Origin of the sequence: Agromyces sp. H66 (assembly GCF_004959775.1) — a bacterium.
Lineage (GTDB): Bacteria > Actinomycetota > Actinomycetes > Actinomycetales > Microbacteriaceae > Agromyces.
Genome location: NZ_SJZG01000011.1, coordinates 120,042 through 137,368 on the forward strand (window position 1 = coordinate 120,042; position 17,327 = coordinate 137,368).

The 17,327-nt window shown below is 71.7% G+C and carries 11 protein-coding genes; all 11 read right to left on the reverse strand.

What is annotated here, in order from left to right; genetic code table 11:
• Positions 1-2: 2 nt before the first annotated feature.
• The gene (gene murA, locus EZM51_RS16720) at positions 3-1,373 is read right to left on the reverse strand and encodes a UDP-N-acetylglucosamine 1-carboxyvinyltransferase (protein WP_136709440.1); all 1,371 of its coding nucleotides are present in this window, start codon (positions 1,371-1,373) and stop codon (positions 3-5) included.
• Entirely contained in the window at positions 1,370-1,990 is a 621-nt protein-coding gene (leuD, locus tag EZM51_RS16725; protein WP_136709441.1) for a 3-isopropylmalate dehydratase small subunit, read from the reverse strand. The genes murA and leuD overlap by 4 nt, the downstream gene beginning before the upstream one ends.
• 1 nt (position 1,991) lies before the next feature.
• Positions 1,992-3,440, reverse strand: coding sequence for a 3-isopropylmalate dehydratase large subunit (gene leuC, locus EZM51_RS16730; RefSeq protein WP_136709442.1), 1,449 nt, complete (start codon positions 3,438-3,440; stop codon positions 1,992-1,994).
• A 118-nt stretch (positions 3,441-3,558) separates the two neighbouring features.
• Complete coding sequence (locus tag EZM51_RS16735) at positions 3,559-4,119, reverse strand: FHA domain-containing protein (protein WP_136709443.1); 561 nt, start codon at positions 4,117-4,119, stop codon at positions 3,559-3,561.
• Between the two features lie 9 nt (positions 4,120-4,128).
• Entirely contained in the window at positions 4,129-6,444 is a 2,316-nt protein-coding gene (locus EZM51_RS16740; protein WP_136709444.1) for a transglutaminase domain-containing protein, read from the reverse strand.
• Positions 6,441-7,739, reverse strand: coding sequence for a DUF58 domain-containing protein (locus EZM51_RS16745; protein ID WP_136709445.1), 1,299 nt, complete (start codon positions 7,737-7,739; stop codon positions 6,441-6,443). Before EZM51_RS16745 ends, EZM51_RS16740 begins: the two co-directional genes overlap by 4 nt.
• Positions 7,736-8,704, reverse strand: coding sequence for a MoxR family ATPase (locus EZM51_RS16750; RefSeq protein WP_169053952.1), 969 nt, complete (start codon positions 8,702-8,704; stop codon positions 7,736-7,738). The genes EZM51_RS16745 and EZM51_RS16750 overlap by 4 nt, the downstream gene beginning before the upstream one ends.
• 178 nt (positions 8,705-8,882) lie before the next feature.
• On the reverse strand, positions 8,883-14,144 hold the full coding sequence (locus tag EZM51_RS16755; RefSeq protein ID WP_169053953.1) for an Ig-like domain-containing protein: 5,262 nt from the start codon (positions 14,142-14,144) through the stop codon (positions 8,883-8,885).
• Between the two features lie 141 nt (positions 14,145-14,285).
• Entirely contained in the window at positions 14,286-15,005 is a 720-nt protein-coding gene (locus EZM51_RS16760; RefSeq protein ID WP_136709461.1) for a hypothetical protein, read from the reverse strand.
• Positions 15,002-16,699, reverse strand: a complete 1,698-nt coding sequence (locus EZM51_RS16765; RefSeq protein ID WP_136709447.1) for a serine/threonine-protein kinase — start codon at positions 16,697-16,699, stop codon at positions 15,002-15,004. The genes EZM51_RS16760 and EZM51_RS16765 overlap by 4 nt, the downstream gene beginning before the upstream one ends.
• On the reverse strand, positions 16,699-17,327 hold a 629-nt coding region (locus tag EZM51_RS16770), incomplete at its 5' end, for an FHA domain-containing protein (protein ID WP_136709448.1). The genes EZM51_RS16770 and EZM51_RS16765, both read right to left, overlap by 1 nt.

Genomic DNA, 17,327 nt, shown 5'->3' on the forward strand with positions numbered 1-17,327 from the left:
CATTATCCTTCGAGTTCGAAGTCCGCCCCGAGGAGCTCGAGCTTCGTGATGAAATCCTCGTACCCGCGCGCGATGATGCCCACGTTCGACACGGTCGAGCGGCCCTCGGCCGTGAGAGCCGCGATGAGGTGGCTGAAGCCGCCGCGCAGGTCGGGCACCTCGATGTCGGCGCCGTGCAGCTGCGACGGGCCGGAGATCACGGCGGAGTGCTTGAAGTTGCGCTGGCCGAAGCGGCAGGGCCGCCCGCCGAGGCACTCCTTGTGCACCTCGATCGACGCGCCCATCTCGACGAGGGCGTCGACGAAGCCGAACCGCTGCTCGTAGACGGTCTCGTGCACGATCGAGACGCCCTTGGCCTTCGTGAGGGCGACGACGAGCGGCTGCTGCCAGTCGGTCATGAACCCGGGGTGCACGTCGGTCTCGATGATGACGGGCCGGAGCTCGCCGCCGGGGTGGTAGAAGCGGATGCCGTCGTCGTGGATCTCGAAGGCGCCGCCGACCTTGCGGAACACGTTGAGGAACGTCAGCAGGTCGGCCTGCTTGGCGCCGCCGACGAAGATGTCGCCCTCGGTCGCGAGCGCCGCCGCGGCCCAGCTCGCGGCCTCGTTGCGGTCGGAGATCGCCCGGTGCGTGTAGCCGCTGAGCTTCTCGACGCCCTCGATGCGGATGACGCGGTCGGTGTCCACCGTGATGATGGCGCCCATCTTCTGCAGGATGTTGACCAGATCCATGATCTCGGGCTCGATCGCCGCTCCCGAAAGCTCGGTGATGCCGTCGGCGAGCACCGCGGTGAGGAGCACCTGCTCGGTCGCACCCACGCTCGGGTAGGGCAGTGACACCTTCGCGCCGTGCAGGCCGTTGGGTGCCGACATGCGGATGCCGGTCGGGAGCTTCTCGACGATGGCGCCGAAGTTGCGCAGCACCTCGAGGTGGTAGTCGATGGGCCGGTCGCCGATGCGGCAGCCGCCCAGGTCGGGGATGAACGCCTCGCCGAGCCGGTGCAGCAGCGGACCGCAGAACAGGATCGGGATGCGGCTGGAGCCCGCGTGCGCGTCGATGTCGGCCATGTGCGCCGTCTCGACGGCCGACGGGTCGAGGATGAGCTCGCCCTCGTCGACGCCGTGCGTGACCGTGACGCCGTGCACCTCGAGGAGGCCGCGCACGATGCGGACGTCGCTGATGTTCGGCACGTCCTTCAGGACGCTCGGGGTGTCGCCGAGGATCGCCGCGACCATCGCCTTCGTGACGAGGTTCTTGGCGCCCTTCAGCTCGATGCGACCGCGCAACGGCTTGCCGCCGTTGATGGTGATCCTGTCGACGTTCAGTCCGACCGCCGTACCGTGGTTCTTGGCATCCTGCCCGAGTGTGTTCACAGACTCCCTGATTCTGCCGGCTCCCTGATGGGGAGCGTCTTCGGCCGCCAAGACTCCCGACGTGTCTCGAACTCGGCGATCGACTCCTCGTCCCGCAGGGTGAGCCCGATGTCGTCGAGCCCTTCGAGAAGCCTCCACCGAGTGTAGTCGTCGATGTCGAACGGCACCGTGAGCGCACCCGCGCTCACCGTACGCTCAACCAGATCGACCGTGACGGGTATTCCCGGGTCGGCCTCGACGACCTCCCAGAGACGCTCGACGTCCTCGTAGGCGACCTGGGCCGCGAGCAGGCCCTGCTTGCCCGAATTTCCGCGGAAGATGTCGCCGAACCTGCTCGAGATCACGACGTCGAAGCCGTAGTCGCGCAGGGCCCAGACCGCGTGCTCGCGGCTCGAGCCCGTGCCGAAGTCGGGACCGGCGATGAGGATGCGGGCGCCCTGGTACTCGGGCCGGTTCAGGATGAACTCGGGGTCCTGCCGCCACGCGTGGAACAGGGCGTCCTCGAAGCCGGTCTTCGTGACCCGCTTGAGGAACACGGCCGGGATGATCTGGTCGGTGTCGACGTTCGAGCGTCGCAGCGGAACCGCGATGCCCGTGACGGTGCTGAACTTCTGCATGTCAGCGCCCCTCCCCTTCGGTCTGCAGATCCCACGGGCTCGAGAGCGTGCCCCGGATCGCGGTGGCCGCCGCGACGAGCGGTGAGACGAGGTGCGTGCGGCCGCCCTTGCCCTGACGTCCCTCGAAGTTGCGGTTCGACGTCGAGGCGCAGCGCTCGCCGGGCGCCAGCTGGTCGGGGTTCATGCCGAGGCACATCGAGCAGCCCGCGAAGCGCCATTCGGCGCCGAACTCCTCGATGACCTTGTCGAGGCCCTCGGCCTCGGCCTCGAGTCGCACCCGCGCCGAACCGGGCACGACCATGACGCGAACGCCGTCGGCCTTCTTCTTGCCCTTGATGATCGACGCGAACGCGCGGAGGTCTTCGATGCGGCTGTTGGTGCACGACCCCATGAAGACCGCGTCGACCTTGATCTCCTTCAGCGGCGTACCGGGCTCGAGCGCCATGTACTCGAGGGCGCGCTCGGCGGCGGCGCGCTCGTGCTGGTCGTCGATCGCCGCGGGGTCGGGCACGGCGTCGGAGAGCGAGACGCCCTGGCCGGGGTTGGTGCCCCAGGTCACGAACGGCTCGAGCGCGTCGGCATCGATGAACACCTCGGCGTCGAACTCTGCGCCGTCGTCGGTGGGCAGCGTCTTCCAGTACTCGACGGCGGCGTCCCAGTCGGCGCCCTGCGGTGCGTGCGCGCGGCCTTCGAGATACGCGAACGTGGTCTCGTCGGGCGCGACCATGCCGGCCCGTGCGCCCGCCTCGATCGACATGTTGCAGATCGTCATGCGGCCGTCCATCGACAGCGAGCGGATGGCGCTGCCGCGGTACTCGAGCACGTAGCCCTGTCCGCCGCCCGTGCCGATCTTCGCGATGACGGCGAGGATGATGTCCTTCGCGGTGACGCCGGGGCGGAGCTTGCCCTCGACGTTGATCGCCATCGTCTTGAACGGCTTCAACGGCAGGGTCTGCGTGGCGAGGACGTGCTCGACCTCGCTCGTGCCGATGCCGAACGCCATGGCGCCGAACGCGCCGTGCGTCGACGTGTGCGAGTCGCCGCAGACGACCGTGATGCCGGGCTGGGTGAGACCCAGCTGCGGGCCGACCACGTGCACGATGCCCTGCTCGACGTCGCCGAGCGAATGCAGCCGGATGCCGAACTCCGCGGCGTTGCGGCGCAGCGTCTCGATCTGGGTGCGGCTCGTCGGGTCGGCGATGGGACGGTCGATGGCGAGGGTCGGCGTGTTGTGGTCTTCCGTCGCGATCGTGAGGTCTGGCCGGCGCACCGGACGCCCGGCCATGCGGAGACCGTCGAAGGCCTGCGGGCTCGTGACCTCGTGCACGAGGTGCAGGTCGATGTAGATGAGGTCGGGGGTGCCGGCGTCGCCCTTCTTCACGAGATGGGCGTCCCAGACCTTCTCGGCCAGGGTGCGGGGTCGGGTTTCCGGTGTGGGTACTGCGTTCAACGTTCGCTTCCTCAGAATCTGTGGTCAGCCGACGACGGACTCCGCGACGGGGATCGGCCTAGGAGGAGGCCCCGCCGCGGCACAGAAGAAGAAGTCGTGGAGCGCGCACCATCTCAGGCTACACCGTGTCGAGCGGCACCCGATCCAGCCGCACGGCGAACTCGCCGAGCAGCACGGTCGCCCCGCTCGGCGCCTCGGCGGGACGGCCGGGCTCGAGCTCGAGCGCCTCACCGTCGGGCGTGAGCAGGCGCGTGCCGTTCGTCGAGGAGAGATCGGTGACCTGCACCCGGCCGTGGACGGCCTCGATGCGCGCGTGCGTCTTGGACACCGATCTCGCGGGGTCGTCGAGCGCGATCACGGCCGCTCCGGGTCGGGCCGGATCGGGCACGGGGTCGCGGCCGAGCACCACCGGGCGCACGAGGAGCACCTCGATCCCGCCTGGCGCCCGAAGCCGCCAGGCCCCCTCCCCCGGGCTCGGCCCCGGCGCCTCGACCCGTTCCTCGGGGTTCGTCGGGACGACCGCGCGCGGAGCACCGGCCGGCGGCACGATGCCGGGCGGCGGACTGAACGCGGGCAGCCCGCGCCGCGGGGCGGCCTGCACGGTGCGTTCGGGCGCGTCGCCCGGCTCCGCCGCCGGGATGAGCCCGGGCGGCGGCTCGATGAACTCCGGTGCGACCACGCGACCACTCTAGCGACGTCGGCGCACCCGGTACCGGCTCACGAGGCGGCGCAGTCGGCCCGCGGCGAGGGCGGCGGCGGCGACCGCGGCATCCGATGCCTCCCAGCGGTCGGCGACCACGGCGTCGCTCACCGCGCCGCCGCCGAACACGTCGCGGTCGATCGTCGCGGCGAGGCCGGCGAGACGGAGCGGCGACGAGGTGATCTCCGAGGCGCCGGGCGACGCCATGGGAGCGAGTCCCTGCTCGGCGAGCTGACGCTCGAGCGTGCGTGCCGACTGCAACCGCGAGCCCTGACCCGGCGGCTCGAGCCCGAGCTCGGCGTACCGATCGACGAGCTCCTCCCACGCGCCGGCCGCCCGTCGGTCGTTCGGGCCGCCTCGCCGCCTGCGTCGGCGCCGCGACGCCTTCATGATCGCGGCCACGAGCAGGGGGACGACGAGCGCGAGCGCCGGGATGCCGACCGCGGCGAGCGTCACCCAGACCCAGGCCGGCACGACGAAGGGACGGTCGCGGTCGTCGTCGGAGTCGTCGATCTCGACGCTCGTGAGGAGCTGCTCCTCGTCCTTCTCGGCGCGCGGAGGCTGGCGCACCTGCGGCTGCGGCTCCGACTTCGGCTTGGGCGTCTGCTCCTGCGGCACGTCGACCTGGTCGGGGGTCGGGCGGAACGCCACCCATCCGACGCCGTCGAACGGCACCTCCACCCATGCGGTGACGTCGCGGCCCTGCACCTCCACCGCCGCATCGTCGTCACCGATGTCGGGGGCGAAGCCCATGACCACCCGGGCCGGATATCCGAGGTGCCGGGCCATGAGCGCCATGGCCGAGGCGTACTGCTCCTCGTCGCCGACCATCTGCGTGCGCGTGAACAGCTCGATGATGCGGTCGGCACCGTGCCCCGCGCGCGACGGCACGGTATCGGATGCGAGGCCGTGGCTCAGGAAGCCGTTGGTCTTCAGCGCCGTCTCGATGGCTCGAAGCTGCTCGATCGGGCTCGCCGCCTCGCCGACGTACTCGTCGGCCTTCGCCGCGACGACGTCGGGCACGTTCTCGACGGCCGGCATCGCGAGGTTGGCGACCGGCCGGTCGATGAGCTCATCGGTCTCGGGCTCGACCTGGAGACGGGCGTCGAGCTCGAACCTCGCACCCTCGGCAAGGCCGCTCGTGAGCACCGCGGTGCCGGCCGCCGGGTTGTAGCGCAGGTCGCCGGCCCGCCGGTCGGACGCGGCGTCCTCGAGACGCAGGGCTTCTCCGTAGCCGACCGTCGGCAGCCACACGTCGTCGTAGCCCGACACGTCGAACTCGACCCGGCGCGAGCTGCCCAAGGTTGCGAGCGGCGGTTCGGGCAGTCCCTCGCCGACGATTCCGTAGCCGCCCCCGTCGGGACCGACCTCGTCGGGGCCTGCGACGTTCCAGAGCCGGCCGGTGTAGGCGTCCATGGCGGCGAGCCGGATGACATCGCCCGGCTCGAGGCCGCGCACCTCGAACAGCGGGGTCTCGGCGAGATCCTTCGTGTAGTTGCGGAATCCCGAGAGCGGGCTCGGGAACTCCATCGGGTCGAAGGGCGGCACCACCTCGTCGCGGAGCACGAACCGGCCCGGCGTGACCGGCGCCACCGCGATGCCGGCGACGGCGCCGATCACGACCGCCGCCGCGACCACGGTCGCGGTGCCCGCCACCTTCTGCCGCCGCAATCGGGCCACGCCGTCGCCGCCGCCCTCGATGCCGGTGCCGCGCCGCCAGGCGACCCAGACGAGCGCGACCACCGCGAACGCGACGCCGCGGATGCCCGCCAGGAACGCCTCGTCGGTGCCGAGGAGGATGCCCGACAGGTACAGCGCGACGGGTCCCACCAGCAGCACGCTCGAGCGGAGCACCGTGCGGCGCCGCGGCAGCCAGCGCGTGGCCAGCAGCGTGCCGACGAGCGCGACGAGCCAGGCCGCGAAGTACGGCACCACCGCCACGTAGAACGGCGCCTCGACCGGCGTGCCGATCGTGACGATGTCGGCCCAGCCGTAGACCGGAGCGACGGCGAGCCCGGCGAGGCCGTCGAGCGAAGGCAGCACGCCGAAGAGCGCGTGGTCGGGCATCGTCATCGGCACGCCGACGAGGAAGTACGCCGCCATCGCGAGGAGCACCGTCGGCACGACGCCGAGCCGCCAGGCCGCACCGGCCACGGCGGCGAGCGTGCCGACCAGGAGGCCCGCCACCGCGGCGACGAGGAAGCCGAGGCCTCCGAACGCCGTCGTGTAGCCCGCGACCCCGAGGAGCGAGAGCAGGCCCAGGACGAGGACGTCGACCACGGCCGCCCGGGAGAGACGGCTCACGGTCGCACCCGCCGCACGAGGCGCGGCAGCTCGGACAGTTCGCCGACGGTCACGACGGTGGTGTCGCCGACGCGCGTGATGCGGGAGGCGGCGCCGAGCTCCACGCGGAACGCGACCGTTCGGGTGTCGGCTCCGAAGAGGGTCTCGACGGTCCGCAGGTCGGCGACCGGGAGCCGCGACCCCGCGACCGCGATGACGACGCTCGGTGCGGGCAGCCGCTTCGTGACGTCCCGCACGAAGTCGCGCACCGTGGTGTAAGCGCCCCGGGTGGGCTCGATGCGCGAACTGTCGTCGAGGAGTGCGGTGGGAGTCGCGGTGCGCAGCCGCAGCCCGTCGGTGACCACCGCGAGGCGGGTCGCGTCGCGGATCACCTGCACGCCGATCGACGCCAGCACCGAGACGGCGAGCTCGAACTCCTCCTCAGAGGCGTAGTGCTCCGACTCGGTCGGCTGGACGAGGATGAGCTGCGAACGGCGCGTCTCCTCGTACTGGCGCACCATGAGCTGCCCGGTGCGGGCGGACGTGCGCCAGTGCACGTTGCGCAGGGCATCGCCCGGCTCGTATGCGCGCAGTGCGTGGAAGGAGATGTCGCTGTTCGTGATCGTCTTCGTGATCTCGCCCTCGAGGTCGCGCACGAGCCCGGCCGCCGAGGGTCGGAGCCGCGCCGTCACGGGGTGCACGAACAGCTCGACCGGATCGGTCCAGCGCACGGTTCGCCGGAGCAGGCCGAGCTGATCGCCGCGCACCGACTCGGCGGGACCGGCGACGATGACGGCCCGGCGGTTCGTGGGCACCGCGAAGAGCTCCTCGTGCTCGCCGCCGGGCGGCAGGGCGGGAACGACGAACTCGGCGAGTCCGGCCCCGACGGGCAGTTCAAGCCGCGACGGCGTCGTGGACCCGCCCCCCGCGTTGCCGACGAGGAGGCGCCCCAGCGCGCGCTCCCCCGCCACGACGCGCGACGGCTGCAGTTCCACGGCGACGCGGAAGTGCATGCGGCCGAACACGAAGGGGACCGACACGACGAGCGCGGCGAGCAGCGTGACGCCGAGGAACACGAACTCCGCCCAGCCGAACGCCCATGCAGTCGCGAGCGACGCGACGCCCGCACCCGCCACGAGCCGTCCGGTCGTCGACACCACGCGCGTCACGGGGCGCGCGCGGTGCGCCAGGGCTCGGCCCGGCGCGCCGGCGACGCGGCCGAGGGCGCGTGCGGATGCCGCGAGCGACCGCCCGGCGGTCCGCAGCGCGATACGCGCCTGCGAGGGCGGCGATCCGACCCGGTCCGGCTCGCTCATGCCGCCCGGTACGCGGGCGGCGCGACCTCGACGAGCACGCGCTCGACGATGTCCTGGGCGGTGGTGCCGGCGAACTCCGACTCGGGATCGACGATGATGCGGTGCGCGAGCACGGGCACGGCGAGCTCCCGTACGTCGTCGGGCGTCACGTAGGTGCGACCGTGCGCGATCGCCCACGTCTTGGCCGTGCGCGCGAGCGCGAGCGCGCCGCGCATGCTGACGCCGAGGGCGGAATCCTGGTGCTCGCGCGTGGCCGACACGATCTCGTTCAGGTACGACAGCACGGAGGCATCCACGAACACCTCCGACGCGAGCTGCGACATCGTGGTGACCGAGCTCGCGGCGATGATCGGCGCGACCTTCGACGCACGAGCGCGGTTCGCCGAGTCGAGCAGCAGCGTGACGGCCGTGTCGTGATCGGGGTAGCCGAGCGACGTCTTGATGAGGAAGCGGTCGAGCTGCGCCTCGGGCAGCGAGTACGTGCCGGCCTGCTCCACGGGGTTCTGCGTCGCGATGACCATGAACGGCGAGCCGACGTCGTAGCTCACGCCGTCGACCGTGACCTTGCCCTCCTCCATGACCTCGAGGAGCGCCGACTGCGTCTTCGGGCTGGCCCGGTTGATCTCGTCGGCGAGCACGATCGACGCGAAGATCGGGCCGCGGTGGAACTCGAAGCGGCCCTTGCCCTGGTCGTAGATCGTCACGCCCGTGACATCCGACGGCAGCAGGTCGGGCGTGAACTGGATGCGCGAGTTCGTGCCGTCGAGCGTGTTCGCGAGCGACTTCGCGAGCACGGTCTTGCCCGTGCCCGGGAAGTCCTCGAGGAGCACGTGGCCGTCGGAGAGCAGCGCAGTCAGCACCAGCTCGATGACCTCGCGCTTGCCGAGGATCGCCTGGTCGATGTTGTCGACGAGCTTGCTGAAGGCATCCTGGAACCACAGGGCCTGCTCTTGCGTCACGGACACGTTCGGACTCCCTCTGTCTCGGGCAGCGTGTACCGGCTGCCCCCGGTGCGCTCGTGGATGCTCGGCGCCGGCGCCCACGGGATGCGCGGCATCGCCCGGGCAGCGCGACCCACGCTAACACGCGCCGCGCGTCCCCCGGATGGGGACTCGAGCCCGGCCCGACGGTGATTCCCGAAGCTCATCGCGACCAGTCCTGCGTGGTGCTCCGGTAGGTCTTGCCACCCGCATCGATCTCCACCCAGACACCGGGGTACCCGCAGTAGAAGCCCCCCGTGTTCTGGCTGTCGAAGCTGCCCGAGCCGCCGCTGACGCTGATGCTCGAGGTGCGGAAGTAGGCGTTGTTGCAGTACGCCCGCAAGGTGTGGGTGCCGTTCGGGAAGTCGGCCACGCGCACGCGGTAGTAGTACTGCTCGGTGTTGCCGACATTGCCGATGTTGCCCTTGCTGAGCGTCACCGACGGCTGGGGCGGCGGCGGGTTGCTGACGCCGACGGTGTCGGATGCCGCGGGGCCGATGTTGCCGCTGCCGTTGTTGATGGCCCGCACGTCGACCGTGTACGTGCCGGCGCTGCGGTTGTTCACGCTCGCCGAGCGGCTGCTCGTCTCGTTCCAGGCGCCGCCGTTGAGCCGCCACTGGTATCTCACCGACCCGCCGCCCGTCGAGTCGGGCGTGCCCCAGGTCATCGTCAGGTCGGCGGGAGCGTCTCCGGACGAGGTGATCTGCACGTTCCGGGGCGCCGTCGGCGTGCCGTACGGCGTCACGGTGGTACCGGCCGACGGTTCCGACGTGCCGATCTCGTTGACCGCGCGAACGGTGAACGTGTAGGCCGTTCCGTTCGTGAGTCCGTTGATGCGCTGCGTGAGGCCGGCCGCACTCGCCGGGAAGCTGTCGGTGCGCGTGCCGTAGCTGACGAGGTACTCGGTGATGGGTGCGTTGTTCGGCGCCGGCGCCTGCCAGGTGACGTCCGCATATCCGTCGCCGGCCGTGGCGGTGGGGGCCTTCGGCTGGTCGGGGCGGTCGCGCACGATCACGGTCACGCGCCCCTGCGTCTCACGGGCGGGGTCCCTGGTCGCGTCCTGGATGCGGTAGATGATGCTGAGCTCACCCGTGAACGACGCACCCGTGCGCACCGTGATGCCGGTCGCGGTGAAGCTCACCGAGGCGCTGGAGCCCACGTCGAGCTGATCGAGCTCCGCGCCGATGACCCGCAGGGCCTCTTCGGGGAACGGGTTGAAGTCGTTGGCGAGCACGTCGACGTCGGCCGAGTCGCTCCGGGTCAGGTACACGGGCCCGTCGTCGACCGCCTGCGGTTTCGCGCGGGTCGACGACACCACCTTGACGTCGACGTAACCGGGCACCGTGAACTCCCTGAACGACACGTCGAACGTGAGACGGGTCGATGCGCCCGGCAGCACGCCCAGGGGCGCGGACATGCGGAGCACGCCGCCATCGATCGAGGCCTGGATGTCGGCGGTGGCGCCGGCGAGGTTCCCGTACCCGAACTGGGCGATGAGGTCGGGATTCGGGTGATCGCTCGAGGATCGCAGGTCGATCTCGAGGGCCGTCTCCCCGGCCTCGATCGTCTCCGCCCGTGGGGTGAACGTCGGCGGCGTGTCCTCGAAGTTCGGATCGCCCACCGTGACCGGCAGTGTCAGCAGCGCCTTCCGGCCCTCGGGATCGTCGGCACTCGCGCCGTCGGTGACCTCGAACGTGACCGCGGCCGCGCCGCGGTAGTCCTGCGCGGGCACGTACTGCAGGGTGGTGCCGTCGACGTAGGACGACTCACGGGAGTCGGATCCGACCGCCGACAGCACGAGCGCCGGCCTGCCCGACGGCACGATCACGAGATCGGCCACGTCCCAGCTGATGCGGCCGTTCATCGGCACGATGACGGGGTCGAGGTCGGCGAGGTACGGTGCCGGCACGACGGGCGCCTCCTCCTCGATCTCGGGCGACGATGAGGGCGGCACGATGACGAACGCCGTGGCGTGCAGCTCGTCGATCTCGTTCGTGAGCCGATAGGCGACGGCGTACCGCTCCCTGCCGGGCTTCACCTCGATGTCACCGCCCGGCAGCACCTCGGCGCGCCCGGCGTTCGGGCCCGCCAGCGTCACGGTGAGGTCGTCGACGAGTCCCCCGGGGTTCGTGGCGTCGTCGAGGGGCCGCACGGTCACCGAGTCGACGTCGAGGACGTCCTCGGGCTCGATCACCTGGTCCTCCGCGGTCGGCGGGAGCACGTCGGCGTCCTCGCGCACGGCGATCTGCAGGAATGCGGTGTCGGCGCCGCCGCGGCCGTTGGAGATCTCGTAACGGACGGTGAATGCGCCCTCCTCGTCGGGAGCGGTCACCACGACCCGTCGCCGGTCGCGGATCTCCGCCTCGATGCCGTCGTCGACATCGGGCAGGTCCACGACCTTCAGGCTGTAGCCGCTCGGGTCGGAGTCGTTGAGGAGCACCTCCACCGATGCGGTGCGACCCGGCTTCATCTCCATCGCGTCATCGACCGCGTTCGGCGGCAGCGCGACGGCGGGGCGGGGGATCACGCCGATCCGGATCACGCCGGTGGCGGTCGCCCCGAACGCGTCCTGCAGTTCGTAGCTGAAGCTGTCGGTTCCCGTCGAACCCGCGAACGCCTCGTACGTCACGGTCGTACTCGTGCGCTCGACGATGCGCCCCAGGTTCGGCGCCGTGGCGATGCCCGTCAACACGACCGAGTCGCCGTCGGGGTCCAAGCCGTCGAGTGGGATGTCGACCGACACCGCGGAGCCGGCGAAGGTGCGCGAGGTGAGCGGCGTCGGCAGCGGAGCCCGGTTCTCCCCCGCATCCTTCGCGATCACCGTGAAGGCGACCCGGGCGCGGGCCGTCTGGCCGTAGTCGTCGCCGATCGTGTACACGACGGTGTGGGTTCCGGGTTCGTCGGGTGCCTGGAAGCGCACGCGATCGCCGTCGACGAACGCCAGGCCGTCGTCGGCGGTGACCTCGGCCAGCTCGGGCAGCACGTGCAGCGCCGTGCCGTCGGGGTGGTGGTCGTTCGCCAGCACCGGGACCGTGACGATGTCGCCGGCACGGACGTTCACGACGTCATCGACGGCGACGGGCGGCTGGTGCTTCACGAGCGGGGGCACGGGAACGACGGTCACCGTCGCCGTCGCGGTGTTCATGCCGTCGGAGATCGTGTAGCTGAACTGCAGCTGGCGGTCGAGCGCCTCGGAGGCGGTGACGCGCGCCACCGTGTTCGTGAGGATCTCCACGGACACGAGCTCGTCGGTCGCGGTGTCGTCGGCGGATTGCACGGCGAGCACGCGGCCCGACGGCGACACGTCGTTCGCGAGCACCGCGACGGACGTCGGCTCCCCCGGCCGCAGGTAGGCGGTGTCCTTGACGGCGATGGGGGGCGGCGCCTCGGCCGGCGGATCGACGACCTGCACCCGCACCAGGCCGACGCTCACGGCGGCGTCCGCGCCGAGGTTGTAGAGGAAGATGTACTCGCCTGCGGCGCCGGCCGAGAACGCGACGGTGCCGCGCTCGGGATTCGGTGCGACCATCGCCCCCTCGGGCACCTGGTCGACGCCGAGCATCGCGAGCGGGGCACCCGATGGACTCAGGTCGTTCTCGAGCGGCTCGATCAGCACGGTCTCCCCGGCGAAGACCCGCGCGAAGTCGGGCGTGCCGACGGGGTTCAGGCTTCCGGCCTGCTTCACGTCGACCGTGAGGCTTCCCGTGGCGGTCGCCTGCCCGTCGGACACGGTGAACGCGACCTCCTTGAGGCCGAGCTCGCCCGTGGTGTGGTCGAACGTGACGTAGCCGTCGGGTGCGAACCGCACCGAGTCGCCGCTCGTGGGCGAGGCGTTCACCAGGAACACGTCGTCGCCGTCGGGGTCGCGCCAGTCGGCGAGCACGTTGTAGGAGATCTGCTGGCCCTGTTCGACGCTCACGGCGCCGGAACGCATCGACGTCGGCGCGGTGTTCTCGGGCTCGGGCACGATGCGCACGTTCACGGATGCCTCGGACACGCCCCTGCGGCCGTCGTCGACCGTGTACCGGAAGGAGACCGTGCCGGCGGCCCCCTCGGCGGGCGTGAACTGCAGGGCGCGGCCGCCGTCGATGAACTCGAGCCGACCCTGCGACTCGGCGACCTCGCTCGTGCCGGCCACGGTGAGCACGTCGCCGTCGGGATCGGTGTCGTTCTCGAGCACCTCGAGCACCGTCGTGCGCCCTGGCCGGACACCGTGCTCGTCGTCGCGCGCGAGAGGCGGACGGTTCTGGTCGGTGCGCTCGGCGAGGGTGTCCTCGAACGTCTGCTGGGCGCTCTTCTCGTCGCCCTCGAGCTCGTCGGTCTCCTCGGGCGGGGTGACCTCCTCCCAGTTGTCGACGAGGCGCAGGTCGGAGTCGACGAGCCACGCGTTGCCGTTCGTGAGGTCGTTGAGCACGACGACGTCGCGGTTCACCCGGAACTCGAGCCGGGATCCGGCGGTGGGCTGCTCGATCGACCGCGAGGCGGGCTCGCGGTCGTCGCATGCCGCGAGATACGTGGCGGACGCCGCCCACGCCGCATGCGCGCAGCCGTCGACCCAGACGGGAGCGGCGAGCTCGTCGGCGGAGCGTGCGGGTGCGGCATCCGCGGCGCCCTCGATGACGCGCACGTCGCCGCCGTCGAGCGGCACGGCCATGAGCGCGGCTGCCCCGGCCACGTATGCGATGCCGTGCTCCGCACTCGACTGCTGCAGGCGCAGGCCGGCCTCGGGCAGTTCGGCGGTACGACCCTCGAACATCACGACGCCGCGATCCTCGTCGAACACCACGGCCGTCTCGCCGACCGCCGCGAGCTGGTGGGCGCCGAGCTTCTGCAGCTCCGACACCGAGGGTTCGCCACCGCCTGCGTCGACGCGCACGAGCTCGTCGCGTTTCGCGGAGGTCGCGAACACCGTTCCCCGGTCGCTCACCGCCACGCGCGCGTCGGCGCCGAGCTCGACGATCGGTTCGGTGCCATGGGCGTCGAACGCGAGGGCGCCGCCGGCGGGTGTCGTCCACAGCTCGCCCGCCGGCGAGAGGATGGCCAGCACCTCGCCGCCGTAGGCGACCTGCGAACCGAGCGGCACGTCGATGCGCTGGGTGAGCGAGGTGAATGCGGGGTCGACCCGCTCGAGGGAGCCGGCGCTCGCGTCGAGCAGGAACACGTCGTCGCCGTGCTGGAGCACGTCGATGTCGTTGGACGCGGTCGCCACCGCGGCGTCGAGCTCCTCGATCTGGCGATTGAGGCGACCGGCGAGGAGGTCCTGCCCATTGGTCACCCAGACGTCGCGCACGTGCAGGTCGGGATCGGTGACCGGAAAGCCCTGGTGGAAGGCCGCGATCGTCACGGGCACGCCCACGGCGATGGCGAGCGCGACCGTAGAGGCCACCGACCTGCGCGCGCGGAGCCGGGACGTGAAGGTGCCCACTCTCAACTCCCCTGGGAAATTCCGTCGGTCGAATGCGTCGGAAATCCGGGCGCGCGGCACCCGGACGGCCCTCACCGTAACACGCACCGGTGCCCCCCTGAAATGGGGACGTGTCCCCATCGGCGGAAACGGTGCCGGCGACTACGGCGACGCGCGTTCGCCGCGCGCCTCGCCGCCCTGCGCGTCGAGGAGCGCGAGGTCGTCGACGCTCACGAGCCGGGTCGCCACGGCGTACTCGACGAGTCGTGCGCGCCGGTTGGTGGCGAGCTTCCCGCGCCCGCCCCGGAGCCCGTCGACGCCGATCTTGTCGAGTTTCTCGCACACGTTGTCGAGCTTGCGGTTGAACGTCGTCATGCTCCACCCGAGCCGGGCGGCGGCCTCGGCCGAGGTCGGCACGGTGGCGCGGCCGGCGGTGGGCTGCGAGAGGACGTACTCGGCGAGCGCCACCACGAGCAGACGCTGGCTCGTCGTGAGGGTGACCGGCAGGATGGTCGTGCCGCCGTCGAGCGGCCTCGCGGTGAGCGAGGTGTTGTAGAAGTCCTCCTCGGCGTGCACGGTGAAGTCGTAGGTCGTCGACCCGGCGCTGAACATGACGTGCACGGTCTGGAACACGAGCGGCAGCTTCGCACCCGGCGCGAGCCAGGCCTGCACGCTGCCCGTGGCATCCGACACCGTCGCCGACAGCAGTTGGCCGACGTTGGAGAGCCACCACAGGCCGAACTCGCTCGAGAGCGTGAGGAACGTGCGGTGCAGGTACGGGTTGTCGTCGATCGTGAGATCGGATTCCCGACCGATGCCGAACGGCTCGCCGTCCTCGACGGTGTACCACTCGCCGCAGTACTCCACTCGCAGCGGCCTCACGGCGTGCACCCCCTCACGGTCTCCGAGGTCTTGCTGCCTCGCTGCACCTGCACGTCGATGCAGACCCGCTCCCCTGCGCCGACCCCGTCCACGACGATCTCCGATCCCTCGGCGATGGCCGTCGAGCCCGAGCCGTCGGCACGCTGCCATCGGTACCGATCGCCGTCGAGGGCTCCCTCGTGCGACACCGCGAACGAGACGCTCGTGCCGTCGTCCGTCCGGACGCCCGGTTCGACGACCGGGCTCGGCACGGTCGCCGCGATCACCGCGTCCTCGCTCGACGGAGCCCGGGTCGGTTCGGCGACACCGGGCTGCACGACGCCCGAGAGCGCGACGGCGATGCCGATCGCGCCCGCCACGACGAGTCCGGCCGCGACGCCGATGATGACGCCGAGACGCGACCGGGTCGGCGTGGTCGCGGCGTCGGCGGGATCCTCGCGCGTCGCGGGCGCCGGCGCTCGCGCGCGCACCTGGGTCGCGTCCACGACGCCGGGTGCGGATGCCGCGGGCCGGCGCGGGCGCACGGTCGTCTCGTCGATCGCCGCCGACCCGATTCCGCCCGACGCGGCGGGCCGCAGGATCGTGCCCTCGTCGACGGTCGGCCCGGGAGCGTCGGGAGCGCCGCTCGGCTGCGCCTCCACGGTGCGCGGCGTGCGCGCCCGGGTGGCGTCGTCGTCGCGCGTGCCCGCCGGTGCGGGCTGCGCGTCGATCGAACGCACGGCGCGGGCGCGTGTGGCATCCGCGTCGTCGTCGGCGGCGGCCTCGTGGGCCGACGCGAGGTTGGGCACCTCGATGGTCGTGGTGGCATAGCCGAGCTCGAGCTCGACGCGCTGCAGCGCCCGTGCGAACTCGACGGCGCTCGGGTAGCGGTCGTCGCGGCGGGCGGCCATGCCCTTCGCGAGCACCGACGTCAGGCTCCGTGGCACGTCGCCGCGATCGAGGGACGTGATGGCGCCGCGCTCGATGCGGCCGATCAGGTCGAGCGACCCATTGGGCCGGCCCGGGATCTCGAACGGGGTTCGCCCCGCGAGCAGCGTGTGCACGGTCGCGGCCAGCGAGAACACGTCGCTGCGCTGGTCGGGCTTCGGATCGTCTTCGAACATCTCGGGCGGGGACCAGGGCACGCTCATGCCGACCGCCGACTGGCCCGATGACGTCGCAGAGGCGTCGCCGGGCGTCGTGACGGTGTGCACCGGCAGCTCGCCCTCGAGGTTCGACGAGATCCCGAAATCGGTGAGCGCGGGCCAGCCGTACGCGTTCGTGAGCACGTTCGCCGGCTTGATGTCGCGGTGCAGGATGCCGGCCGCGTGTGCGGTGGCGACCGCGCCGGCGAGGCGGATGCCGGTGCGGAGCGCGTCCTCGACCGCGAACCGAGCCCGTTTGTACTGCTCGGCCAGGCTCGGGCCCGAGCAGTACTCCATGACGAAGTACGGCCGGCCGTCGCTCGAGACGTCGGCGTGGAAGATCGTGACGATGAACGGATGCGCCGACAGCTGCGCCATGAGATTCGCCTCGGCGACGAACTGCGCCCGGGTGTCGCGGCCGAGCTCCTCGGTGAGCAGCACCTTGACGGCGACCTTGCGGCGCGGCAACCGCTGCTCGTAGAGGAACACGTCGGCGAACCCGCCGGAGCCGAGCAATTGCAGCGGCGTGTATCCGGGCAGGTCTGGCGGAGTCGAGGGAGCGCGCCGCATCACTCCGCAACCACCTGGACGGTCCAGCCGCCGCCGAGATCCACGACGGTGCCCGCGAGCACAGGCGTCGGCTCCCCGCCGCGGAGCTTCACGGGCGGCTTGCCCGGTGGCACGACGTGCGTGCCGTTGCGCGAGTGCAGGTCGGTCACGACCACCGTGTCGCCCTCCACCGCGATGCGGACGTGGTTGCGCGAGATGTCGGGGTCGCCGGCGCCGATGGTGATGAGCCGCGGCAGCCGCCCACCCGAGACCTGGCTCACGCTCGGGGCGCGGCCGAGCACGATCTCGTGACCGAGCGCCTCGAAGGCCCCGTCGGACATGCGCAGGCGCAGGGGCGCGGCCGGGGCCTGTCCGGCCACGGGAGGGTCGGACTCCGGGGCCGCACCCGCGCGGGCGGCGCGCTCGGCGCGCAGCCGGTGCAGGTCGATGCTCGCGACGGTCAGCCCGTCGTGGTCGCCGTCGAACGGCGGGGGCGTCGCCGGGCCTGCGACGGTGTCTTCGGCCGGCACGATGGTCTGCTCGGCCGCGACGTCGGCCGACGGCGGGAGCGGGATGGTCGACGCGACCCGGGCCGGCACGGACGTGGCCGGCGCGGCCGGCACCGCGGGCGCGACCGGCACCGCGGGTG

What these genes read in the sequence shown, in the direction of transcription:
- leuD (WP_136709441.1), bottom strand. Translation starts at nt 1,990, where the DNA reads ATGCAGAAGTTCAGCACCGTCACGGGCATCGCGGTTCCGCTGCGACGC.
- EZM51_RS16745 (WP_136709445.1), bottom strand. Translation starts at nt 7,739, where the DNA reads ATGAGCGAGCCGGACCGGGTCGGATCGCCGCCCTCGCAGGCGCGTATC.
- EZM51_RS16765 (WP_136709447.1), bottom strand. Translation starts at nt 16,699, where the DNA reads ATGCGGCGCGCTCCCTCGACTCCGCCAGACCTGCCCGGATACACGCCG.